20 protein-coding genes are annotated in these 21,669 nt (G+C 42.2%); 3 read left to right on the forward strand and 17 right to left on the reverse strand.

Going from position 1 to position 21,669, the window contains the following annotated elements:
- Positions 1 to 513: 513 nt before the first annotated feature.
- Complete coding sequence (gene fumC / locus EV207_RS05855; RefSeq protein ID WP_132744598.1) at positions 514 to 1,902, reverse strand: class II fumarate hydratase; 1,389 nt, start codon at positions 1,900 to 1,902, stop codon at positions 514 to 516.
- Positions 1,903 to 2,092: 190 nt separating this feature from the next.
- Between fumC and EV207_RS05860 the strand changes: the two genes are divergently transcribed.
- Together EV207_RS05860 and EV207_RS05865 are read left to right on the forward strand one after the other, a co-directional pair.
- The gene (locus EV207_RS05860) at positions 2,093 to 2,494 is read left to right on the forward strand and encodes a MarR family winged helix-turn-helix transcriptional regulator (RefSeq protein WP_132744600.1); all 402 of its coding nucleotides are present in this window, start codon (positions 2,093 to 2,095) and stop codon (positions 2,492 to 2,494) included.
- 117 nt (positions 2,495 to 2,611) lie between these two features.
- Positions 2,612 to 3,829 carry an MFS transporter gene (locus tag EV207_RS05865; protein ID WP_132744602.1) on the forward strand — a complete coding sequence of 406 codons (1,218 nt, stop codon included), beginning with the start codon at positions 2,612 to 2,614 and terminating at the stop codon, positions 3,827 to 3,829.
- A 134-nt stretch (positions 3,830 to 3,963) separates the two neighbouring features.
- Here the strand turns inward: EV207_RS05865 and EV207_RS05870 are convergent, their stop codons facing one another.
- The 14 genes from EV207_RS05870 to EV207_RS05935 all read right to left on the reverse strand — a co-directional run bounded on the left by EV207_RS05870 (position 3,964) and on the right by EV207_RS05935 (position 18,911).
- Complete coding sequence (locus EV207_RS05870) at positions 3,964 to 5,082, reverse strand: class II histone deacetylase (RefSeq protein WP_132744604.1); 1,119 nt, start codon at positions 5,080 to 5,082, stop codon at positions 3,964 to 3,966.
- Between the two features lie 12 nt (positions 5,083 to 5,094).
- A complete protein-coding gene (locus EV207_RS05875) occupies positions 5,095 to 6,474 on the reverse strand; it encodes an APC family permease (RefSeq protein ID WP_132744606.1) in 1,380 nt (459 codons plus the stop codon).
- Positions 6,475 to 6,711: 237 nt separating this feature from the next.
- On the reverse strand, positions 6,712 to 8,055 hold the full coding sequence (locus EV207_RS05880; RefSeq protein WP_132744608.1) for an APC family permease: 1,344 nt from the start codon (positions 8,053 to 8,055) through the stop codon (positions 6,712 to 6,714).
- A 129-nt stretch (positions 8,056 to 8,184) separates the two neighbouring features.
- Positions 8,185 to 9,060, reverse strand: coding sequence for a carbon-nitrogen hydrolase (locus tag EV207_RS05885; RefSeq protein WP_243646963.1), 876 nt, complete (start codon positions 9,058 to 9,060; stop codon positions 8,185 to 8,187).
- Between the two features lie 21 nt (positions 9,061 to 9,081).
- Positions 9,082 to 10,179: an agmatine deiminase gene (gene aguA / locus EV207_RS05890; RefSeq protein WP_132744610.1), complete on the reverse strand. Its 1,098-nt coding sequence runs from the start codon at positions 10,177 to 10,179 to the stop codon at positions 9,082 to 9,084.
- Between the two features lie 110 nt (positions 10,180 to 10,289).
- Positions 10,290 to 10,577, reverse strand: a complete 288-nt coding sequence (locus EV207_RS05895; protein ID WP_132744612.1) for a biotin/lipoyl-containing protein — start codon at positions 10,575 to 10,577, stop codon at positions 10,290 to 10,292.
- Positions 10,578 to 10,690: 113 nt separating this feature from the next.
- Positions 10,691 to 12,073, reverse strand: a complete 1,383-nt coding sequence (locus EV207_RS05900) for a putrescine aminotransferase (RefSeq protein ID WP_132744614.1) — start codon at positions 12,071 to 12,073, stop codon at positions 10,691 to 10,693.
- A 45-nt stretch (positions 12,074 to 12,118) separates the two neighbouring features.
- The gene (locus EV207_RS05905; RefSeq protein WP_132744616.1) at positions 12,119 to 13,585 is read right to left on the reverse strand and encodes an aldehyde dehydrogenase family protein; all 1,467 of its coding nucleotides are present in this window, start codon (positions 13,583 to 13,585) and stop codon (positions 12,119 to 12,121) included.
- 163 nt (positions 13,586 to 13,748) lie between these two features.
- Complete coding sequence (locus EV207_RS05910; RefSeq protein WP_132744618.1) at positions 13,749 to 15,875, reverse strand: sigma 54-interacting transcriptional regulator; 2,127 nt, start codon at positions 15,873 to 15,875, stop codon at positions 13,749 to 13,751.
- 34 nt (positions 15,876 to 15,909) lie between these two features.
- Positions 15,910 to 16,230 (reverse strand): DMT family transporter, encoded by a 321-nt coding sequence (locus EV207_RS05915; RefSeq protein ID WP_132744620.1) that lies wholly within the window; start codon positions 16,228 to 16,230, stop codon positions 15,910 to 15,912.
- Positions 16,230 to 16,571, reverse strand: a complete 342-nt coding sequence (locus EV207_RS05920) for a DMT family transporter (RefSeq protein WP_243646964.1) — start codon at positions 16,569 to 16,571, stop codon at positions 16,230 to 16,232. Before EV207_RS05920 ends, EV207_RS05915 begins: the two co-directional genes overlap by 1 nt.
- A 78-nt stretch (positions 16,572 to 16,649) precedes the next feature.
- Complete coding sequence (locus tag EV207_RS05925) at positions 16,650 to 17,234, reverse strand: TetR/AcrR family transcriptional regulator (protein WP_132744622.1); 585 nt, start codon at positions 17,232 to 17,234, stop codon at positions 16,650 to 16,652.
- A 95-nt stretch (positions 17,235 to 17,329) separates the two neighbouring features.
- A complete protein-coding gene (locus tag EV207_RS05930; RefSeq protein ID WP_243646965.1) occupies positions 17,330 to 17,605 on the reverse strand; it encodes a biotin/lipoyl-containing protein in 276 nt (91 codons plus the stop codon).
- A gap of 16 nt (positions 17,606 to 17,621) precedes the next feature.
- On the reverse strand, positions 17,622 to 18,911 hold the full coding sequence (locus EV207_RS05935) for a Glu/Leu/Phe/Val family dehydrogenase (RefSeq protein ID WP_132744688.1): 1,290 nt from the start codon (positions 18,909 to 18,911) through the stop codon (positions 17,622 to 17,624).
- Positions 18,912 to 19,307: 396 nt separating this feature from the next.
- Here EV207_RS05935 and EV207_RS05940 point away from each other — a divergent pair, with 396 nt between their 5' ends.
- The gene (locus EV207_RS05940) at positions 19,308 to 19,655 is read left to right on the forward strand and encodes a transporter (RefSeq protein WP_132744624.1); all 348 of its coding nucleotides are present in this window, start codon (positions 19,308 to 19,310) and stop codon (positions 19,653 to 19,655) included.
- A gap of 70 nt (positions 19,656 to 19,725) precedes the next feature.
- Here EV207_RS05940 and EV207_RS05945 read toward each other — a convergent pair whose 3' ends face one another.
- Together EV207_RS05945 and EV207_RS05950 are read right to left on the reverse strand one after the other, a co-directional pair.
- Positions 19,726 to 20,898 carry a pyridoxal phosphate-dependent aminotransferase gene (locus EV207_RS05945; RefSeq protein WP_132744626.1) on the reverse strand — a complete coding sequence of 391 codons (1,173 nt, stop codon included), beginning with the start codon at positions 20,896 to 20,898 and terminating at the stop codon, positions 19,726 to 19,728.
- Positions 20,895 to 21,464, reverse strand: coding sequence for a GNAT family N-acetyltransferase (locus tag EV207_RS05950; RefSeq protein ID WP_132744690.1), 570 nt, complete (start codon positions 21,462 to 21,464; stop codon positions 20,895 to 20,897). The genes EV207_RS05945 and EV207_RS05950 overlap by 4 nt, the downstream gene beginning before the upstream one ends.
- Positions 21,465 to 21,669: the final 205 nt, after the last annotated feature.

The following is a 21,669-nucleotide window of genomic DNA, read 5'->3' on the forward strand; positions in this document are numbered from 1 at the left end:
TGGGGATGCCTTTTATCTCGTCAAATGATATAGGGGTAAATATAACAAACCCCCGGAGGTATTTGGGCGGCACTGCGGAAATACAGTCGCTTTCCCGCAGGAGTCTTATGTATTTCCGTTGATTCGTGATTTTCTAGACCGTATCAACTCATCTAAAAATGTTTCTATGATGATTATACAACTTATGTTGTATTGATTAGCCGATTTTAATGAAAGAATCCGAGTAAAAAATAGTAAAGAAAACTCGCCGATTGGCGAGCCTTTGGCGAAGACAGAGGCGTAGTTGCGACGCACAGGACGTGCTAGTACTGGCGTTGTAACAGGATGTTACGTCTTTAGCCAGTGCACTTATGTGCGTCAGAAAGTTATACTTTCTGATTAACTAAAGAATAAGGCTACATTTCGTTCGAAATCAAACGAAATGCAGCCTTTTTAAATATGGATACACTTATAAATTTGAAAAAGGTATGTTTTTCAGCGGCCTCTGTATTTGCCGGGGGTTTTAGGTAATGCTTATGCTTTTGGTCCTGTCATATCCTCCGGTCTGACCATTTCATCAAATTGTTCTTCAGTGAGAATCCCGGTCGCGATGGCAGCCTCTTTCAAAGTAGTCCCTTCTTTGTGGGCCTTCTTTGCAATTTTAGCGGCATTTTCGTAGCCGATATGCGGGTTCAAGGCAGTGACCAGCATAAGAGAATTGTGCAAATAAGCGTCAATTTTCTCTTTGTCAGGCTCTATGCCTACCGCACAATGATCATTAAATGATACCATGGCATCCGCAAGCAATCGCGCCGATTGCAAGAAGTTATAGCCGATGACAGGCTTAAAGACGTTCAATTCGAAGTTCCCTTGGCTCGCAGCAAATCCGATTGCAGAATCATTACCCATAACCTGAACGGCAACCATTGTGACTGCCTCAGCTTGAGTTGGGTTTACTTTACCAGGCATAATTGAACTTCCAGGTTCATTTTCGGGAATGGTGATCTCCCCTATGCCACATCGTGGACCGCTTGCAAGCCATCTGACATCATTTGCGATTTTCATTAAATCAGCAGCAAGTGCCTTTAACACACCATGCACTGTTGTGATTTGGTCGTGGCTCGTAAGGGCATGGAATTTGTTATCCGAAGATGTGAAGGATTTCCCTGTCATGTTGGAAAGCTCTTCTGCTGTCATCTTGCCGAAATCAGGATGGGCGTTCAAACCTGTTCCAACCGCCGTCCCGCCGATCGCAAGTTCCTTAATGAATTCGGTCACGCTTTTAAGCATCTTTTCGGTTTTATTCAACATCTGATACCAGCCGCTGATCTCTTGGCCGAGTGTAAGCGGGGTGGCATCCTGCAAATGAGTGCGGCCGATTTTGATGATATCGTTAAATGCATCTGATTTTTCTTTTAATGTTGCTTTTAATTTCCCCAGTGACGGAAGGACATTTTCCTCAATCGTCAAAACACTTGCAACATGCATAGCCGTCGGATAAGTATCATTGGAGCTTTGTGATTTATTCACATCATCATTCGGATGGACTTTAAGCTCGCTGTTCTTTTCTTTAAGTATTTGATTCGACCTGTTTGCTATTACTTCATTAACGTTCATATTCGATTGCGTGCCGCTCCCGGTTTGCCAAACAACAAGCGGAAACTGATCATCCCACTGACCGTCGATAATTTCATCAGCAGCTTGTACTATCGCGTCAGCCTTTTCTTCTTCAAGCTTACCTAACTTCTTATTAGCAAGCGCTGCACCCTTTTTAAGCATCGCAAACGCTTTAACAATTTCTAAAGGCATTTTTTCCCAGCCTATTTTAAAATTTTGCTTGCTGCGCTGCGTCTGGGCAGCCCAAAGCTTATCAGCTGGAACTTTCACTTCACCTAGTGTGTCCTTTTCAATTCTGTAATCCATTGTCATCCTCCCTAACTTTCAAACAAGATTATTCCATCTAATTATGGCACTCCTTCCACGGGTAGTAAAGGGGTGCAGCCTCCCTGGGTCTGACCCCGCCTTTTTTTTCTTTTTTTGATCAAAATAGTTTACATGTATGAAATATTTATGTACTATATATAATTAGTGATTTGTTATCAGGGGGTTTGAAATGGAAAATAGAGATATGATGATTTTTATCGAACTGATTCGTCAGGTCAACAAAAGTGTCCGTAAAGAATGGCACTTTAACTTATCCGGTCCGCAACTGAGTCTTTTGCGAATTCTTAGATACAAAGGCCCGCAAAAAATGTCTGAGCTCGCGGAAGAGATAGGCATCAGTCATAGCGGTGCCACGGCCCTTGCAGACCGCATGATTAAGGGGGGATATGTTGCCCGGGACCGTTCTGAGAAAGATCGGCGGGTCGTCAATCTGGCCATCACAGATAAAGGTGAGGCTTTATGTGAAAAGTTTTCAAAATCCAGGGATGTTGCCGTAGAGAGGTTTTTTGGCAAATTGGACGCTGAAGAAACAGCTGAACTCCTGAGAATGTGCAAGAAAATGTTGGAATGATATTTAATGGTTAATCGATAAGCTTTCAAGCTACACTATCCATTACCACGTCTGATTTATATCGACCATTACGAAACCTTGTTATTTATTTTATTAACTTTATATAGAGGTGTTATTATGCCATTAGATGCTGAACAAATTGAACAGGCCGTTGAAACTGTCGAACACGACGATCACTCTTTTAAACGAATCTTTAAACAGCCAAAGGCTGCCTGGGCAGTTGCTTTTGCCTGTGTTGTCGCTTTTATGGGACTTGGCCTTGTTGACCCTATTTTACCGGCGATCGGGAAACAACTGCATGCTACTCCCGCTCAGGTAAACTTACTTTTTACAAGCTATATGCTTGTAACAGGTGTCATGATGTTGATTACCGGCTGGCTATCCAGTCGGATTGGTCCAAAACGGACCTTGCTCCTCGGACTTATTATTATTGTTATTTTTTCCGCTTTGGGCGGCTTTTCCAGTACAGTAGGTCAATTAGTCGGTTACCGCGCAGGATGGGGCTTAGGGAATGCTTTATTCATATCCACAGCCCTTGCTGTTATTGTCAGCGTTGCAAGCGGCGGTACCGCGAGCGCAATTATTCTCTATGAGGCAGCTCTTGGCCTAGGGATGTCAGTTGGACCTTTACTTGGAGGCTGGCTTGGGGCCATTAGCTGGCGTGGACCGTTTTTCGGCGTCGCGATCCTTATGGCGATCGGGTTTATCGGGATATTAGTCTTGCTCAGCGATGTTGAAAAGCCAAAACAAAAGAGCTCCATCCTTGATCCTATAAAAGCCCTTGGGCACCGCGGGCTCCTATCCATGGGTATCATGGCGCTCCTTTATAACTTTGGTTTCTTTACACTCTTAGCCTATTCTCCTTATGTTCTTGGCCTTGATGAACACGGGATCGGATATGTCTTTTTCTTTTGGGGTGTTTGTCTTGCGATTACCTCGATCTTTGTCGCTCCAAAGCTTGAAGTAAGATTCGGAACGAAAAAATCAATGTATGTTGTTCTTTTTTTAATCGCCTTAACTTTGGCCGTGATGGGACTTGGCGTTCATTCTCAAGCATTGCTTATTGCCTGCATCATCATCATCGGTGCTTTCTTGGGGATTAACAACACATTAGTCACCACAGCAGTCATGGAGGTCTCGCCCGTTGAACGTTCGGTGGCATCCTCCGCTTACAGCTTCGTCCGCTTTGCCGGCGGCTCTGTCGCTCCGTGGCTGGCGGGGAAGCTCGCTGAATGGTATAATCCTGAAACACCTTTCTACGTTGGTGCCGTCGCTGTTATCCTTGGTATGATCGTACTCTTCTCCGGACGACACCATATGAAGGAAATTAGTTAGTATAAAGAAAACTTACCGATTGGCAAGCCTTTGACAGGCGCTGCCAAAGGCTTAGTTGCCCTTATGTGCGTAAGAAAGTTTATACTTTCTTATTAACTTGAAAAAAATGGATCGGCAATCGCCGATCCATTTTTTTAAACCCGCTCTTTCTGCATATTCCAGTTATGCGATAAAATCATTCTGCATTTCTCGATGCTATTTAAGCATTCATCGGTAATCGGTGATTCGGGAATACCGTGTGGATCTTGAAATTCAGTATACATATTAGTCATACCTTCAATCACCCCAAGCGTTGCAATTGGCAAATAAGGCAAGCTATAGCCGCCCTCCTGTAAAACAACGAGACGTGCATTTGATGTGGCGCTTGCCATTTCTCGCACTTTCCCTGCCATAGCTTGAAACCCAGGGCGCATAACCCTCATACGCGAAAGCGGGTCCAAACCGTTTGGGTCTTGACCGGCTGATACAATAATGAGGTCAGGCTGGTATTGTTGAATAATGGGGTCGATTAAATGATCAAAAACAATGTTATATCCAGCGCTTCCCGTACCTGAAGGTAAAGGAATATTTACATTGTATCCTCGCCCATCTCCCTCCCCAATCTCTTCTAACTGCCCGCTGTATAGTGGAAAATAATTTTCTTCATGAATTGACATGAACAGCACTTGATTTTGGCTATAAAAAATTTCCTGCGTGCCATTGCCATGATGCACATCCCAATCGATAATGGCAACTCTTTTTAAGGGATATTTTTCAATAGCATACCTTGCTGCCACTGCTGCATTGTTATAGATACAAAACCCTTCCGCATGATTTGCCCCCGCGTGGTGTCCAGGGGGACGTATAAGTGCATAAGCCTGATTAATTGGCTCCAGCTCATTACATACAATATCAACTGCTTTCATTGCCCCTCCCGCTGACAAACGAGCAATTCTCTCAGAGTCCTGACAACCGTACACCTCAGAACCAAGTAATCTTACACCTTCCTGACACTTTTTCCGCATATCATTAATGTGACGCTGAGTATGAACGCGAAGCAAATCTTCTTCGGCGGCTTCATATGGAAGGACATGTTTCATATGTTCCAGCAATCCCGTTTTCTCCAACATGTCTTTGATGTAGGCTACCCGCTTTCCATTCTCAAATTCTAACCCGACATCCATTGAATGACCGCTTGGTAACCGGTACATTTGTTTTCCAGTATTATGTTTCAAAAAATCTTCGTGATAAATAAAAGCAGTTGGAACCATCATATCTCTCCCCTATTAGTAGGATTCCGTTTGAAGATTGTTGTTTGCGACGTTACCCTTATTTTCATTAAAATTAAATTGCGGCGGTTTTTTACTAAAGAATTTGGTAATCCCAAGCAAATACACAAATCCGATTAAAAACCATGTTACACCGACTGATAAGGATCCAAAACCTAAGTTAATCCATAGAACTAAGGTTAACACCGCACCTAATAAAGGAAAAACAAGATAAAGACAAGTACCCCTGATTGAACGTTGTTTCTTTTTAATGAAAAAGTGTGAAATAACTGATAAATTAACAAAAATAAAAGCTATAAACGCCCCGAAATTAATTAATGATGTGGCGGTTTCCAAACTCAGGAATAATCCCGAACAGGAAAACAATCCAATCAATACAACGTTGTATACTGGGGTTTTAAATTTTGGACTAATATAACCAAAGATTTTGTTAGAAATGACATGATCTCTTCCCATTGCGTACAATAGCCGTGATGCACTTGCGTGTGAAGCAAGGGCGGAAGCTGTTGTTGACGTTAAAATTCCTGCCAAGAACAAGATACTAAATAATTTGCCGCCGATTATACTAGCAATTTCAGAGGCAGCCGTATCAGTGTTTTTAAATGTTGAATAATCCGGGTGGACAAGATAGGCAAAATAAGAAACCAAGATAAATAATCCACCACCGATGATGACAGTTAATAAAATGGCTCGTGGAATCGTTTTAGTTGGGTTGACCGTTTCTTCTGAGACGGTCGTCACTGCGTCAAATCCAAGGAAAGATAAACCGACCAATGCAGCTCCTGATAAAACAGACGAAATTGAAACATCGGGATTATAAAACGGTGTGACCGACATCAGTGAACCCGTCCCAACACCATGAACGACGGCTTTTATTGCTAAAATAAAAAATAACACGATGACAAAAGCCATGTACAGAAGCAACAGTCCGTTGATTGTGGTATTTAGCTTAATTCCAAGGACGTTGACTACGGTTATTCCTACAATAAAGAGAAGAATCCAAAGATCAGCCGGTATGGCCGGAAAGGCATCAGCCAAAAACAAACCCGCGATCAGGAAGTTGATCATTGGCAGCAGCAGATAGTCTAATAAAGTCATCCAACCAACTAGAAAACCAATATTTGTCGATATTGTCCGTTGGGTGTATGTATAAGCCGAGCCTGCAAGGGGGAATGTTTTCGCCATCAGGCCATAGCTGTTGGCAGTAAAAAACATAGTAATGACGGTAAAAAGATAAGCGACCGGAAGCAGCCCTTTACTCGTTTCCACACCTACACCATAGGTGGAAAAGACCGTCATCGGCGCCATATACGCAAGCCCAAACAACACGACGGGTCCAAGAGTCAATGACCTGCTTAAAGAATGGTTTTCTTTCAAAATTTAACACGCCCCTTTGGGTTTCTTTTTTTCATATCACGACTTGCAATTTATATGCCAAGCTTCAAACCATCTAAATAATCTGATGAATAAGCAATTGAAGGAATATACAGAATATAGTTGTTATTCACTCTTGCATCATTTATTCCAAATTGCATATAAGCGGGATATATAAAGAGGAACGCATACAATGAACGTTCCTCTCTGCCACCCCGGGACGGATGTTACCCCGTAATTTTAACCGTTTATTGTTTCATCAAAGTCAAATTTGGGCGGTGCATTCCTAAAAAACTTGGTCAAATACAGAAGATAAATAACCCCAATGGCGACCCAAATCAAACCAAGGATTAGCGCATCCAAATCTAAGCTGAACCACAAATATATGTTGAAAGCTAGACCAATGAGGGGGATGATGACATAACCGATGGTTGATTTAAATGTACGGGTTCTTTTTTGTTTGAAATAATAGACAATGACTGATAAATTGACAAATGAAAAGGCGGTAAATGCTCCGAAATTAATAAATGACGTTGCCGTCGCCAAGTCCAAGAATAGAGCGGAAACAGCCAAAACCCCTAAAAATATAATGTTAAAAACTGGTGTCTTTAAGCGTGGATGAACATAACCAAATAACTTTTCCGGCAGCACCCTGTCCCGCCCCATTGCATATAAAAGACGGGATGCACTAGTCTGTGCAGCGAGACCCGATGCAATAACGGATACAAGCGCCCCGGCAAGGAACACTGACTGGAAAAGCTTGCCGCCAATGAATAAAGCTATTTCCGGTGATGCACCTTCAATGTTCCCCAATTTTGATATGTCAGGGAATAAAGATTGCATAAAATAGGTTACCGAAATAAAGAAAACGCCACCGATAATAGCAATTAAGAAGATGCCCTTAGGCACATTTTTTTTTGGCTCAATGGCTTCTTCCGAAAGGGTCGTAACTGCATCAAATCCAAGAAACGATAATGCCAAAATAGATGCTCCTGCAAACAATCCAGGAATTGACATAGAGTGTGAATATATTGGATCAAACACGAAGTGACCTTGATCACCGGTTATAATAGCTCTAATCGTTAGAATGACGAAAATCAGCGCAATTAATGATTGAAAAACAACCATTAACATGTTGGCAGAAACCGCTATTTTGACACCCATGATATTAACAATTGTGATAAACACAATAAGTCCGACGATCCATACCCAACGCGGAACATTTGGAAAACCTGAAGAAAGATAAATATTTGTGAGTAAAGCATTGATCATCGGCAGAAAAAGATAGTCAAGTAAAGCCGCCCACCCGACAAGAAAACCGAGACTTGCATTCATCGTTTGTCTTGTATAGGTGTAGGCGGAGCCTGCCGTCGGGTATACCTTGACCATTTTGCCGTAGCTAAATGCTGTAAAAAGAATCGCAACAGTAATTAATATATAGGATGCGGGAACATGCCCGTTTGTTGTGTCGGAGACAATGCCAAACGTATCGAAAACCGCAAAAGGCGACATATAGGCCAAACCGAGAAAAACAATGTGCCTTAACTTTAATGAACGTTCAAGCTGACCATGACTTTCCTGCATTTTTACCCACCCCTTTTTTTGGAAGCGCTTCACTATTGACTTAAAAACTTCCATCTGTTTTTTATTCGGTCATTTGGCTGCGATTTGATTGGGATAGGGCAGCCGCCCTATCCCTTCATCCGCCGGAGTTTAACGCAACACGCGTTTTGTTAGTTCGCCATAGCTGTCAGGCCTTCTATCCCGATGAAACTGAAGAATATGCCTGGCTTTTTTCACTTCCGATAAATCAATGTCGGCCATAATGATTTCGTCCTCTTTTGTTTTCGCTTCTTGAATAACCGTACCCCAAGGGTTGCTAATAAAGCTGCGGCCGTAAAATGCCATATAGCCATCTTCTGAGTCTTCCCGGCCGACCCGATTAACAGCGGCAATGAACATATTATTATGAATGCCGTGGGCACGGATCGCATCCATCCAAGTTTGTGATGTATCAAGGTCAGGATAATCCGGCTCTGAACCAATGGCTGAAGGGTAGAACACAATGTCAGCTCCTTTAAGAGCAACGATCCGGGAAGGTTCCGGGAACCACTCATCCCAACAAATCAAGACGCCGATCGTTCCGTATGTTGTTTCGAAGACCGGGTAACCCGTGTCCCCTTCCGCGAAGTAATATTTCTCAAGGTATTGCGGTCCTTCAGGAATATGATGCTTGCGATATTTACCAAGGTTCGTGCCGTCTGCGTCAAATACAACAATGGTATTAAAATAAAGGCCGTCCATTGCGTATTCATACAATGACGTAATGATAACCACGCCAAGTTCTTTGGCAAGCTTTTGCATCTTCATCGTTATCGGCCCCGGTATTGGTTCAGCCCATTCATATTTCTCGGCATCAACCGTTTGCGGGAAATATGTGCCTCCAAATAATTCCTGGGTGCAAATCACCTGTGCTCCCTTACTTGCAGCGTCCCGAATCATTTTCGCTGCCTTTTCCACGTTCGCTTGTCGGTCATCCGAGCAGCTATGTTGAATAAGTGCTATATTTACCTTACCTTTTTTCATCATTTTCCCACCCCTATTATTAAATCACGCTTTCGGCTGCTGCTGCGTAATACAATGAATATTGCCTCCGCCCAAAGCAACTTCGCGTGTGTTGACCTGCACAGCCTTTCTGTCAGGAAAAAGTAACTGGATTTGTTCTAAAGCCATTTGGTCTTGAGGATCATTAAATGCAGGTACGATAACACCGCCGTTACATATATAACAATTAACATATGTTGCTGCAAGTTTTGTTCCGGGCTGCCGGCCATAAGCACCTCGTGCGGCGTCAATCCCGTCACTATCGTTCTCTGTCATCTCAATTTGTGCGGGAATTTGGATTTTATGGATCTCTAAAGGCCTTCCTTTGGCATCTCTAATGTTTTTCAACTGTTCATAGACATCATTTAGCACCTTATATTGGGGATCATTTTCATCATCCGTCCAACTTAATGCAACAACCCCTGGGCGGACGAAAAAAATGACTTCATCAACATGGCCGTCCGTTTCGTCGTAAAGCATGCCATTTTTTAACCAAATGATCTTTTCTACATTTAAATAGTCTTTTAATTTCTTTTCAACTTCTTCTTTGGAAAGATGCGGATTACGATTTTTATTTAAAAGACATTGCTCGGTGGTAATCACCGTCCCTTCCCCATCAACTGCAATAGCTCCGCCTTCCAAAATAAAATCTTGTGCATCATAGCGGTGAATATGCTCCATCTCCATCACTTTTTGTTTAACGAAGGTATCCATGTGCCATGGAAAATAGAGCCCTTTTTCCAAACCGCCCCAGGCATTAAATCCCCAATCAATCCCTCGTACGTCTCCTCGATCATTTTTAACGAATGTCGGTCCGATATCCCTCATCCAAGCATCATTCGATGAGATTTCAACAACTCGGATCGAATCAGGAACAACTTCCCGGACGTGTTCATATTGGTTTGCTGTCGCGCATAGCGTGACAGGTTCAAAAGTTGAGATGGCAACCGCAATGTCTATAAATGTCTTCTGGGCTGGTTTTGCACCGAGCCTCCAGGTATCCGTTCTTTCAGGCCAAAGCATCCATGTTCCTTGATGAGGTTCAAATTCTCCGGGCATTCGGAAGCCATCATGCTTCGGTGTTCCCTTCATGGTTTTCGACATCTTCTAACCCCCGTTGCATAAGCAATATTCTGTAAATTCATTCAAGCCTTCATCTAGTTAAATCATACTAAAAAATCTAACATTCTAAATTGATCACTTTTTGGTAATTCTCATTGATGATGACACTCACAGGAGAATGCCTCTTCATTAATCGAAGCAAGCACAAGGCCAGGAATCACTTTATCGCCTTTTTTAACTTCCACTGAAGCGACCATACCGCTTGCACTGACAACAACTTTTTCTAAAACGCCCTGTTCGGTTTCTATAATAAAAAGCGGTTCCCATTCAGCTATTTTGTCGTTTGGTTTAATATTGACCTTTTCCACTCTGCCAAATGATGGACTCGTTACAATCTCCTTCTTGTCCCAATATTTTGTCGTGACTTCCCGCACACGCATTCATTCACCGCCTAACCTATAGTTTTAAAATGCTATTGACATACAATTTGTTATGACGTTAAAAAAAGAAGGGGCATTTCTTCGCCCCTCCATTTTTATTTGGATGACGCAGGTTATTTTGCCTCGACTTTGGCTAACACTTTGCCGAACGTCTCAATGACTTGATCGACCTCTTTATAATCGATGGTCAATGGCGGTTCAATACGGATTGTTTTCGAATTGACTAGTGTACCGGCAACTAGGATACCTTCATCAAACATGCCTTTGGAAACGTCATAACCAACCTCATCCTTGTGGAATTCAATGCCGATCATTAAGCCCTTCCCTCTGATTTCCATGACTTTATCTTCGTGGCCAAGCGCCTTATCCTTTAGTCCCTGAAGGAAGTATTCACCGACTTCCGTAGCACGGTCTGGCAAGTTTTCTTCGATTAAGACATTAAAAGTTGCAATAGCCGCAGCACAAGCAAGCGGATTACCGCCAAATGTCGTGGTGTGAATGAATGGATTATCAAACCATGTTTTAAAGACTTTCTCTTTGGCAACAACTGCACCTGCAGGCATGACACCGCCGCCAAACGCCTTTGCAAGGCACATAATGTCAGGGACAACATCATAGTGTTCAGCACAGAACATTTTGCCTGAACGGCCCATACCTGTTTGAACTTCATCAAATATTAGCAAAGCACCAAATTCATCACATAAGTCTCGGACTTGTTTCAAATAATCCTTCGGCGGAATGATGATGCCTCCCTCACCTTGAATCGGCTCCAGTAGAACCGCAGCAACATCATCGCCCGTTATTGCGCATGCTTCCATCGTCTTTCTCATCATCTCAATATCGCCATATTGAACATGACGGAAGCCGTTGACTAGCGGCTGGAACGGTTTACGGAAAATAGATTTCGCCGTTCCGGATAATGAACCTAAGCTTTTTCCATGGAAAGCGCGGGTGGTAGCGATAAATGTCGTCCTGTCGCTATATGATTTCGCTAGTTTTAAAGCACCTTCTACAGCTTCCGTACCGCTGTTAACAAAAAATGAATATTTGAGATCGCCGGGCGTTACGTCCGCCAAAATCTTAGCAAGCATGGCCCTTAGCGGGTCCAGCAAATCTTGACTGTGCAGTGCTTGCCTGTTAAGCTGCTCTTCAACCGCTTTGACAACTTTCGGATGACGGTGGCCAACGTTATAAATACCAAATCCGCCGAGACAATCAATATATTCCTTGCCATTTACATCTTTAAAACGGGAACCGCTGTCAGACCATTCTACCGCAGCGAACTGTGTATCCTTTGTGACTGTTTTCCGATATTCAAGAAAGCCTGGATTAACGTGCTCACGGAAATTTTCAACGGTTTGTTTTGTGATCCATTCAGCATCCTCTGTTGATACATGATCTTTTTCAATTAACCCCAATACTTGATTAATATAAGCCTTTACATTTTCATAGTTTGGTTGGGTGTTTTTACTTTCTGATTTCACTTGAGTACTCATTTTATCTCTCCTTATAATTGTGTTTTATATATGGATCAGGCAGGCTTACTCTGAGAACCACCCTGTTGGTTCAACTTGTAAATTAATATTGATTTGTTTCATTTCCTGAAATTCTTCCAATCCAAATGTACCTAAGCTGCGGCCGATGCCGCTTTGTTTATAACCGCCCCAAGGCGCTTCATTATAGGTCGGGTGATACGTATTGATCCAGGTAATGCCCGAACGGACTTTTTTAATAACACGGAGCGCTTTAGCTCCATCCTGCGAAAACACAGCCCCTGCAAGCCCATAATCTGTACTGTTTGCAAGTTTAATAGCTTCTTTTTCATCCTTGAATTTTTGAATGGTGACGACAGGCCCAAATATTTCCTCTTGCACGATTCGCATGTCGTTTGCCACATCAGCAAAGGCTGTTGGTTCAACAAAATAGCCGTTTCCTTTACTGCCTTCTGTGAGACGATTTCCGCCGCAAACAAGACGAGCCCCCTCTTCCTGTCCAATAGCAATGTAATGTAATACCTTCTCCATATGTTCTTGGCTTACTAATGGCCCCATTTCTGTATTGGCATCATCTCCGGCGCCTACACTGATTTTTTTTGCCCTTTCAGCAAACCTGTCAATGAATGATTCATAAATACTTTCTTCTACAAGGATCCGCGAGCCTGCTGAACAAACTTGTCCTGAGCCGGCATAAATCCCCATGAGCGCACAATCTACAGCTGTTTCAAAATCGGCATCTGCAAAAATGATGTTTGGTGATTTCCCTCCAAGTTCGAGTGATATTTTTTTCAAATTGCCTGTTGCTGCCTGCATAATACGTCTGCCGGTTTTCGTTCCGCCTGTAAAGGACACCATATCTACATCTTTACTTTCAGCTATTTCATTACCGACGCTTGCGCCTTCCCCTAATACCAAATTGGCAACCCCTTTTGGGAGGCCGGCAGCTTCGAAAATTTCATATAATTTAATGACGGTTACAGGCGTGATTTCCGAAGGTTTCAAAATAATCGTGTTTCCCGCCGCAAGCGCTGGCGCAACCTTCCAAACACTCATTAATAATGGATAGTTCCACGGGACGATCAGACCGCATACACCGACAGGTTCACGAACAACCATTGCCTGTACGGGCTCGGGAACGTCATAAGTTTGCCCATCAGGTTTTGTGATCAAGCCTGCATAATAGCGGAAACATGCTGCAGCATCGCTAATATCTGCGCCGGATTCTCTATGGGGTTTGCCATTGTCCATCGTTTCCAATTGTGTTAATTCATCCTGTTGTTCTTCTATTCTATTTGCAATGTCAAATAGGATCGCAGCGCGTTCCGCGGCCGGCTTTTCGGACCAAACACCACTTTCAAAAGCTGCCTTAGCTGCAGTAATAGCATCCTTTGCATCTTGTATTGTTCCCTCTGCCGCCTCCGCAATGACGTCGCCATTTGCAGGATTAAGAATCGTTCTTTTTTCCTTTGAATCCCGCCACTGTCCGTTAATATACATTTTTAATTCCAGCACGGCTCTCTCTCCTTTTGTTCGATTTCATTTTTATACTTGCAAGTTTTATGCCAAGATTATAAAGGATTAAAAAGGCTTATGATTTGGGGAATTTGCTTTCATAAACTAGAATCTAAAAACAACTAACCTATGCATGTATGCATAGGTTAGTTGTTTTTGCATATCATGATTCACTTATCATTGCCGACTCTTCTCTTTTAAGCGCTTTCTGATATTTACGGCTGACAGAAGACTGGCTGATGCCAAGCGCCTTTGCGGCTTTCGTCGTTGTCTTATATTTTTTCATAGCAAGTAAGATGAGCTGCTCTTCCACACAGTCCTGGGCTTCCTGAAGAGGATAAATATCCGTTATGATCGGTTTTTTATAACCCTTTGTTTTAATTTTTATAAATCTGCTGACAAATTCGGCATTGATCGTTTCATCTTCTGTCGTAACAAATAAGCGTTCTACAAGATTTTGCAATTCCCTAATGTTTCCCGGCCAAGAGTGTACTTCTAATAAATCAAGACCATCCGGTGAAAAATGGCAGTCTTTATGATAACGTTCATTTAATTCTTGAAGGAAATGAAAGGCCAATAAAGGAACATCTTCTGGCCTTTCCCTTAAAGGGGGCACCTTCATAGGAATGACATTAAGCCGGTAAAAGAGGTCCTCACGAAATGTCCCTTGTTTGACCATATCTTCCAAATGCCTGTTGGTTGCTGCAATGATTTGCAAATCTATGTTGACAGGACTGGTGCTTCCTATAGGCACAACTTCTTTTTCCTGTAACACTCTTAGCAGCTTGACCTGAAGCTGCAATGGCATCTCGCTCACCTCATCAAGAAAAAGAACACCTTTATCCGCCTTTTGAAAATAGCCTGTTTTTCCGTTCGCATTAGCACCTGTAAATGCCCCTTTTATATACCCAAACAGTTCACTTTCGAGCAGGTTCTCCGGTATCGCCCCACAATTAATTTTTAAAAATGGATGATGAGCCCTTTGCCCTAGTTTGTGAATGGATTCGGCAATAAGTTCCTTGCCAACCCCTGATTCGCCAAGAATGAGAACCGTTGAGGAAAAGTCAGAGACCTTTTTCACTTGGGCCATCAATTTTTCCATTTTAGGGCTACAGTAAATGATCTTTTTTAAAGCTTCATCATGGCTTTTGAAGCTTTCTAATTCTTCCTTGTATTTATTGGATATTTTCTGCATCTCTTTCAGTTTTGTCTTTAATTCAGTCGTTTCCGTAATATCCCGTGATGCGATCACAATCCTGTGAATATCGCCGTCATCATCAAAGACGGGATTACCGACTGCCAAAACCTTTTTTCCATGTCTTGTTTCTTGAACGACCGATACTTTTTTCTTTTGTTCAAGAACTAATCGAGCCACCGAAGGGTTGAAATTGCCTTCCCTTTCCAATTCTAGAATGTTCTTGCCGACATAACCCTTTAAATCACTCTCCCAAAATTCTGGAATGATATGCTCGCTATATCGCAAAAGTTCGCCCTTATTGTTAACAACCAAGATCTCATCGTAAATAGTAGAAAGAATGGCATTGAGATCCCTATTTAAATCTTTTACATATTCTATCTCCATCGCCATATCTTCCACCATTGGCAAATCCTGCACAATCACAATTAAACCGTCAACTTTGCCTTCTGGACTAATGATTGGGCTATAATCAACCAAGATGCCAACATGTTCGGTCACATGGACTTGATTAAGCAGTGTCTTTCCGGTATTAAGAACCGTTTCAATATGATCCTTGTTAAAAATTGAATGTGCTGAGGCATGCTTTATTTGCTGTGATGACGATTTAATCATGTTTAATCCTGATTCATTAAAATTGATAATTTTTTGATCGCTGTCAATAACAAAAATCCCCATCGGAATCGATGTCAGCATCGTTTTCAACAGATTAATATTCTGATTTTCCCGCTTGAATAGTTCCACAAGGGCATCTTCCCGCTTAACATATCCAGTTAATTCATTCTTATCATCTGCAACTAACGAAATGGGGCTCCCTAGTATTTGGAATATCAACGGTAATGATATCGTCTTTTCCTTGGTTAAAACCGCGATATTGTCAATGGCAATCGCATGATCATTTAGCATACGTAAAGATAAATGTGAAGGGTCTCCATTCGCTAAATTTTTCAAGTTAACATAAGCAAAAATTGATCGATCTTTTTTTAAAAATATAAAAGGTTCCTCATTTAAATGGATCTGTGCCTTCCAGTCTTTCCCCTGATCATCGACGGAAATACTTAGCACAGGCCTTACCTTTTTACTGATTTTTTTCATATAGATCGCCCCTTCTTTAATCATTTTTTTATCGTCATGCCCCAGCGGTAAATCGCATCCCTACAATTCCAACAATAATGCATCCGAGGAACAGCCACTGAACCATACTAAACCTTTGACGAAACCAAATGATGTCGACTAATGTTACGCCCAGAGTCCCAATTCCCGTCCAAACAACATAGGCAACACCTGACGGGATGCTCTGCATGGCTTGGGACAAACAAATAAATGAGAATATGAAGCCGGCAATGATCACAATGATGGGTACTTTACGCTTCAAACCATCAATATATTTTATTGCCGTCACGCCAACAACCTCTTCCAGCCCTGCTAGAATTAGAAGAATCCAAGACATTATTTGTTACCCCCTTTTGAAGCAGACTTTTTCCTTTCGGATGACACCTTTATGCCAATAACCCCCACTAACAGGAAAATGAGAAATATAATTTGTTTAAGAGAAACAGGTTCTTTCAGAAAGAAACCCGTTATAAAAGTCCCAATCGCACCAATCCCCACAAATACGGTATAACCAAGCGTGACAGGTATTGTTTTGAAAGCATGAATGATCATAAAAAAACTGATCAGAATGGTTAGCACAACACCTGCCCAAGTTAAAAAGGAATCGGCATATTTTAATCCAATCGCCCAAACGATTTCCAATAAACCAGCTAAAAAAATCAAAAACCAGTTCATCATTAATACTCTCCTTAATCAATAAAATGAATGACTATCAGTCATTTTTAACTTAAAATTTATGCACCCGTTTCTTTAAAATCAAACAAGTGCCTTTTTGATAAACTTAAATAAATCTTCCTTAAATGCTTTAATTGTGTGCGAATCAATATCAGGATTGGAAAAAATCATATTCTCAGCGGTTTGTTCGGTCACGCCTATGATCATTCTTACAACATTCTCGGTTCTGAGATTTGGATCAATTTGTTTCTTTTCCTTTGCTTGATTTAATTTTGTTTCCAGCCATCGATAATAAGGAAAATAAATCTCCTCCCACTTTTCAAATGAATGATAAAAAGCCATTCCCGAATAACAGAAAATAATCAATTCTTTATAGGTTCGTGTGATGTTAAAGGTAGAATCAATTAATGTTTTAAGCTGTGTCCATATATCATTGGCATCATCTGTTTTCTCTTTCAAATCTTCTAGTTGCTGTTCAAAAATGTATTCGGCAATAGCCGGAACAATGGAATTTTTTGAGGTAAAATATAAATAATAGGTACCATGCGCGACACCTGCCTTCTTAACAATCTCCGCTACCGATGCTTTTTCAAATCCTTTTTCCGTAATAATGTCCATCGCAGCTTGTAATAGTGCCTGATATTTTTCTTCCTGTTTTTGTTTCATTTCGTCCTCCAAACAAATGACTGATTATCAATCATTATATAATATTTCACGATATTTTGAAAGGGGTCAGACCCCGGAGGGTCTGACCCCTTTCTTTACACTGATTCCATTAGATCATCCTTGATGTATGCCAAAACCATACCAGGGATGACACGATCACCTTTCTTTACCTGAATGGAATGAATCACGCCGCTTACTCCGACGGATATTCTTTCATGTATCCCATTTTCAGTCTTTATCGTTAAGAGCGGTTCGAATTCTTTCGTTCTCGTGTTTGGTTGGACTAAGACCATTTCAACCTCACCAAATGACGGGCTTGTCACAATCTCTTTGTTTCCCCAACGGTAAGACAGCATTTCGCGAATGACCACATCATCTCCTCCTTTTTTATACCCAGCCGCGATATCTTGAGGCTTCTGCCATATCACGCACGCCGACCATGTATGCAGCAAGGCGCATATTGATCTTCCTTGTCTGTGATACTTCATATACATTAGTAAACGCTTTAACCAGGACTTCTTTTAAGCGTTCTTGGACCAACTCCTCCGTCCAATAATAGCCCTGATTGTTTTGTACCCATTCAAAATATGAAACGGTGACACCGCCAGCGCTTGCCAAAACATCTGGCACGAGAAGGACATCACGCTCTGTTAATATTCTGGTTGCTTCTAAGGTAGTTGGTCCATTGGCCGCTTCCACAACAATATTCGCCTTTATACGAGGGGCATTTTCTTTGGTAATTTGATTTTCAATGGCCGCAGGCACAAGAATGTCACAATCTAATTCCAGGAGTTCGTTGTTTGTTATTGTATTTTTAAACAATGTGGTTACTGTTCCAAAGCTGTCACGCCGGTCAAGCAAATCATCAATATCCAAACCGTTCGGATTGTACAAAGCACCATAGGCATCTGAAATTCCGACCACATTTGCTCCAGCGTCATGCATAAACTTAGCGAGATAGCTTCCCGCATTGCCAAATCCTTGAATAACGACACGGGCACCATTTAGCTCCAAGTGGCGTTTCTTTGCGGCTTCACGAATACAAATCGTCACACCCATTGCCGTTGCGGAATCCCGGCCATGTGAACCACCTAATACAACCGGTTTACCGGTTATAAATCCGGGTGAATCAAATTCTCTTATGCGGCTGTATTCATCCAGCATCCAGGACATAATTTGAGAATTTGTAAAAACATCAGGCGCCGGAATGTCTTTGGTTGGTCCAACGATTTGACTGATCGCTCTGACATAACCGCGGCTTAATGCCTCAAGTTCACGGAAAGACATTTCTCTTGGATCGCAAATAATTCCGCCCTTCCCGCCTCCATATGGCAAGTCTACAATACCAGATTTTAAACTCATCCAAATCGACAGTGCTTTGACCTCATCTTCGGTGACATCAGGGTGAAAGCGAACACCGCCTTTTGTCGGTCCAACGGAATCATTATGTTGAGAGCGGTAACCTGTAAAAATTTTGACCGAACCATCATCCATCCTAACCGGAATTCGAACAGTGAGCATACGAATGGGTTCCTTTAGCAACTCGTACATGTCATTTGAATATCCCAGTTTTTCCAACGCCTCTTTTATCACTGTTTGTGTTGATGTAAAAAGATTTAATGATTCCTTTTCTTCTTCAATGTGCCGTTCATCTATTTTTAAAACTGCTGTATTCATCATTCCACCCCTGATCATAATATATTTTCTAACCCTATAAATAAGTACCTACCTTTTGTGCTTAAGAAAAACTGTCCAACCAACCCATTTGTAAACTTCTATCGTTTTTATTTTTTCATTGCCTCATTTATTACGTCCTTTCCAAGAGAGAAGACCATTCAACAATTTACCATGCAATTTACATGCCAAATGATTTAAATAATAACTTTCCATTAAAACAAAAGGTTCCATTTGACTTTTTATTCGTAAACTCTAAAATCGATCATTCAAATATGAATAAACCCTTTCGGAATGATTCATCATTGCATAAGAGGAAATAGAACCAATAGGTGTTTGCTTGCATAGCCTAAAAAGAAAACGATGAGTGCCGATCATGTGAAAAAGGAGCGAGCATCTATGCAACGTCAATATGGATATCCTGGATCCGGCTTCCCCCAAGGAGGTCAAGGGGGCGGAGGACAGCAGCCCTCAACACAAACTCAGCCGCCTGGCCCGCCGCCATCATTTACACCACAAGCGGAACCACAGGCACAAGGCGGAGCTCAAGTCTACGCTGTTGATCCCGGAGCCATTCGGGGCTGCCTCTATCGCTGGACATATATTTGGCTGAGAGGCCGTCAGCAATTTTGGTTTTACCCAATTTTTGTAGGACCGCGTTCTATTGCCGGTTTCCGCTGGTCAGGGCGGGGCTGGTACTATTACGGTGTCGATCTCCGCCAAATCACCCAGTTTCGTTGCTATTAAAGAAAGCTAAAAAAGGGGGAAAATACATGAGTGTCAATGTATCTTCCCCTCTCTCGTTATTTAGTTTTTGCTAAAATAATTTCAGCTTCTTGATTCGTTCAACCATTTCAAGCAAACGATCTTCACCGGCCAAAAGTCCGGCTCGGACATAAGAATCGCCTTCCTTTCCAAAACCGATTCCCGGGGCTACGGCAATATGAGCTTTGCTGAGCAGAAGATCGGAAAACGATTCAGATGTAAACCCCGAAGGTACAGGGAACCAGGTAAAAAAGGACCCTTTAGGGTAATCAACTTCCCAGCCAATGTTCCGGAGCCCGCCAATCAAAGTATTTCTCCTAGATTCATACATTTGGACAAGGTCACGGACGCAATCTTGTGGACCAAGAAGTGCCGCTTTCGCCGCTTCCTGTACTGCCCCAAACAAACTGACGAATAAGTGATCTTGAATCAAATTGATGCTTTTTATAACACTAGGGTTGCCAAGTGCGAAACCCACCCGCCAACCGGCCATATTATACGATTTGGACAATGTGTAAATTTCAATACCGGTTTCTTTAGCACCTGGTGTTTGCAAAAAGCTAACGGGTTTCTTGTCATCAAATCCAATCGCACCATAGGCAAAATCATGAACAACACATATATTCCAGCGGTCTGCTATTTGAACAGTCTCTGCAAAAAATTCCGGTGTCGCCACAGCCCCGGTCGGATTGCCCGGATAATTTAAGAACATCATTTTTGCTTGGTTTAGCACCTTTACGGATAATGCATCATAATCGGGTAAAAAAACATGACTTTCACGCAAGGGCATGAATGACATCCTGCCTTTTGCCATTGAGATGCCTGACCAGTAATCGGGATAGCCCGGGTCAGGTACAAGAGCAGTATCACCCGGATTCAGCAGGCACTGGCTTACCTCGACAAGCCCGCTTTTTCCTCCATAAAGAATCGCAACTTCTGATTCCGGATCAATTGGAACACCATACTCCCGCTTATAAAATTCAGCTATAGCCTCTTTCAAAAAATCATGACCCTGAAATGGTGAGTATTTGTGGTAAAGGGGGTTATCAGCTGCCCGCTTCAGCGCATCAATGACATGCCTTGGAGTCGGCTGATCGGGGCTCCCTTGTCCTAAATTAATCACATCGTAACCCGAAGCGGAAAGGCGGGCGACCTTACCAACCAGTTTTGCAAAGAACTGATCGGGAAGTTGTTTTAACATTTGTGATGATTGGAATGATTTCAATGGTTATTCTCCTGCAGATTATCCCACTCTTCCCGCAACATGCCCATGCGAATAGAGTCATAATACTTACCGTTATAATACCGGCATTTTCTCAAGCGCCCCTCGAGCTGCATACCGATTTTCTCAGCTGTCCTCATCATCCGTTTGTTGCCTGACCATGTCGTAATACCCACTCTTACCAGAGGCATGGTTGTGAAAAGATGGCCGACCCACAGTGTCATCGCCTCAGTCCCATAACCCCCGTTCCAATAACGGGTATCATAGATAACAATACCAGCCTCAAGCCAGTTCGAGGCTTTGTGCTCCCAATAATAGCTCACCATACCGATAACGTTATTGTCCGCCACAATAGCCATCTGACTCGTTTTACAAAGAGCGGCTTGCATTTTTTTCTTTTCAACATACGCATCATAACTAATCCATTCCAAAGGAAAATAGGGGGCATCCCACTTTTTCCATTCTGGATTTTGTTCACCGTAAGTAAAGTTCCAAAGTGTTCTATAATCAGCTTCCCTTATCGGGCGTAATATTACCTTTTTGCCAATTAGTCTTATATCAGTTTCCATCTTCATGACTATCTCTCCCTGCTTGCAAATCGTGTGTCCTTAATTCCTTCTACACAATTTCCTCGTGTCCTTTTTTATGTCGGTAATTTCTTATAAATATGCGGTATGATGTTTGGATAAATGAATTTTCCGATCTATGTCCTAACAAAATGTTTATTTTCCCTGAAACTCAGCGTATGTCCATAACGAAAAGATCCACTGATCC

This window comes from Scopulibacillus darangshiensis (assembly GCF_004341035.1).
Lineage (GTDB): Bacteria > Bacillota > Bacilli > Bacillales > Sporolactobacillaceae > Scopulibacillus > Scopulibacillus darangshiensis.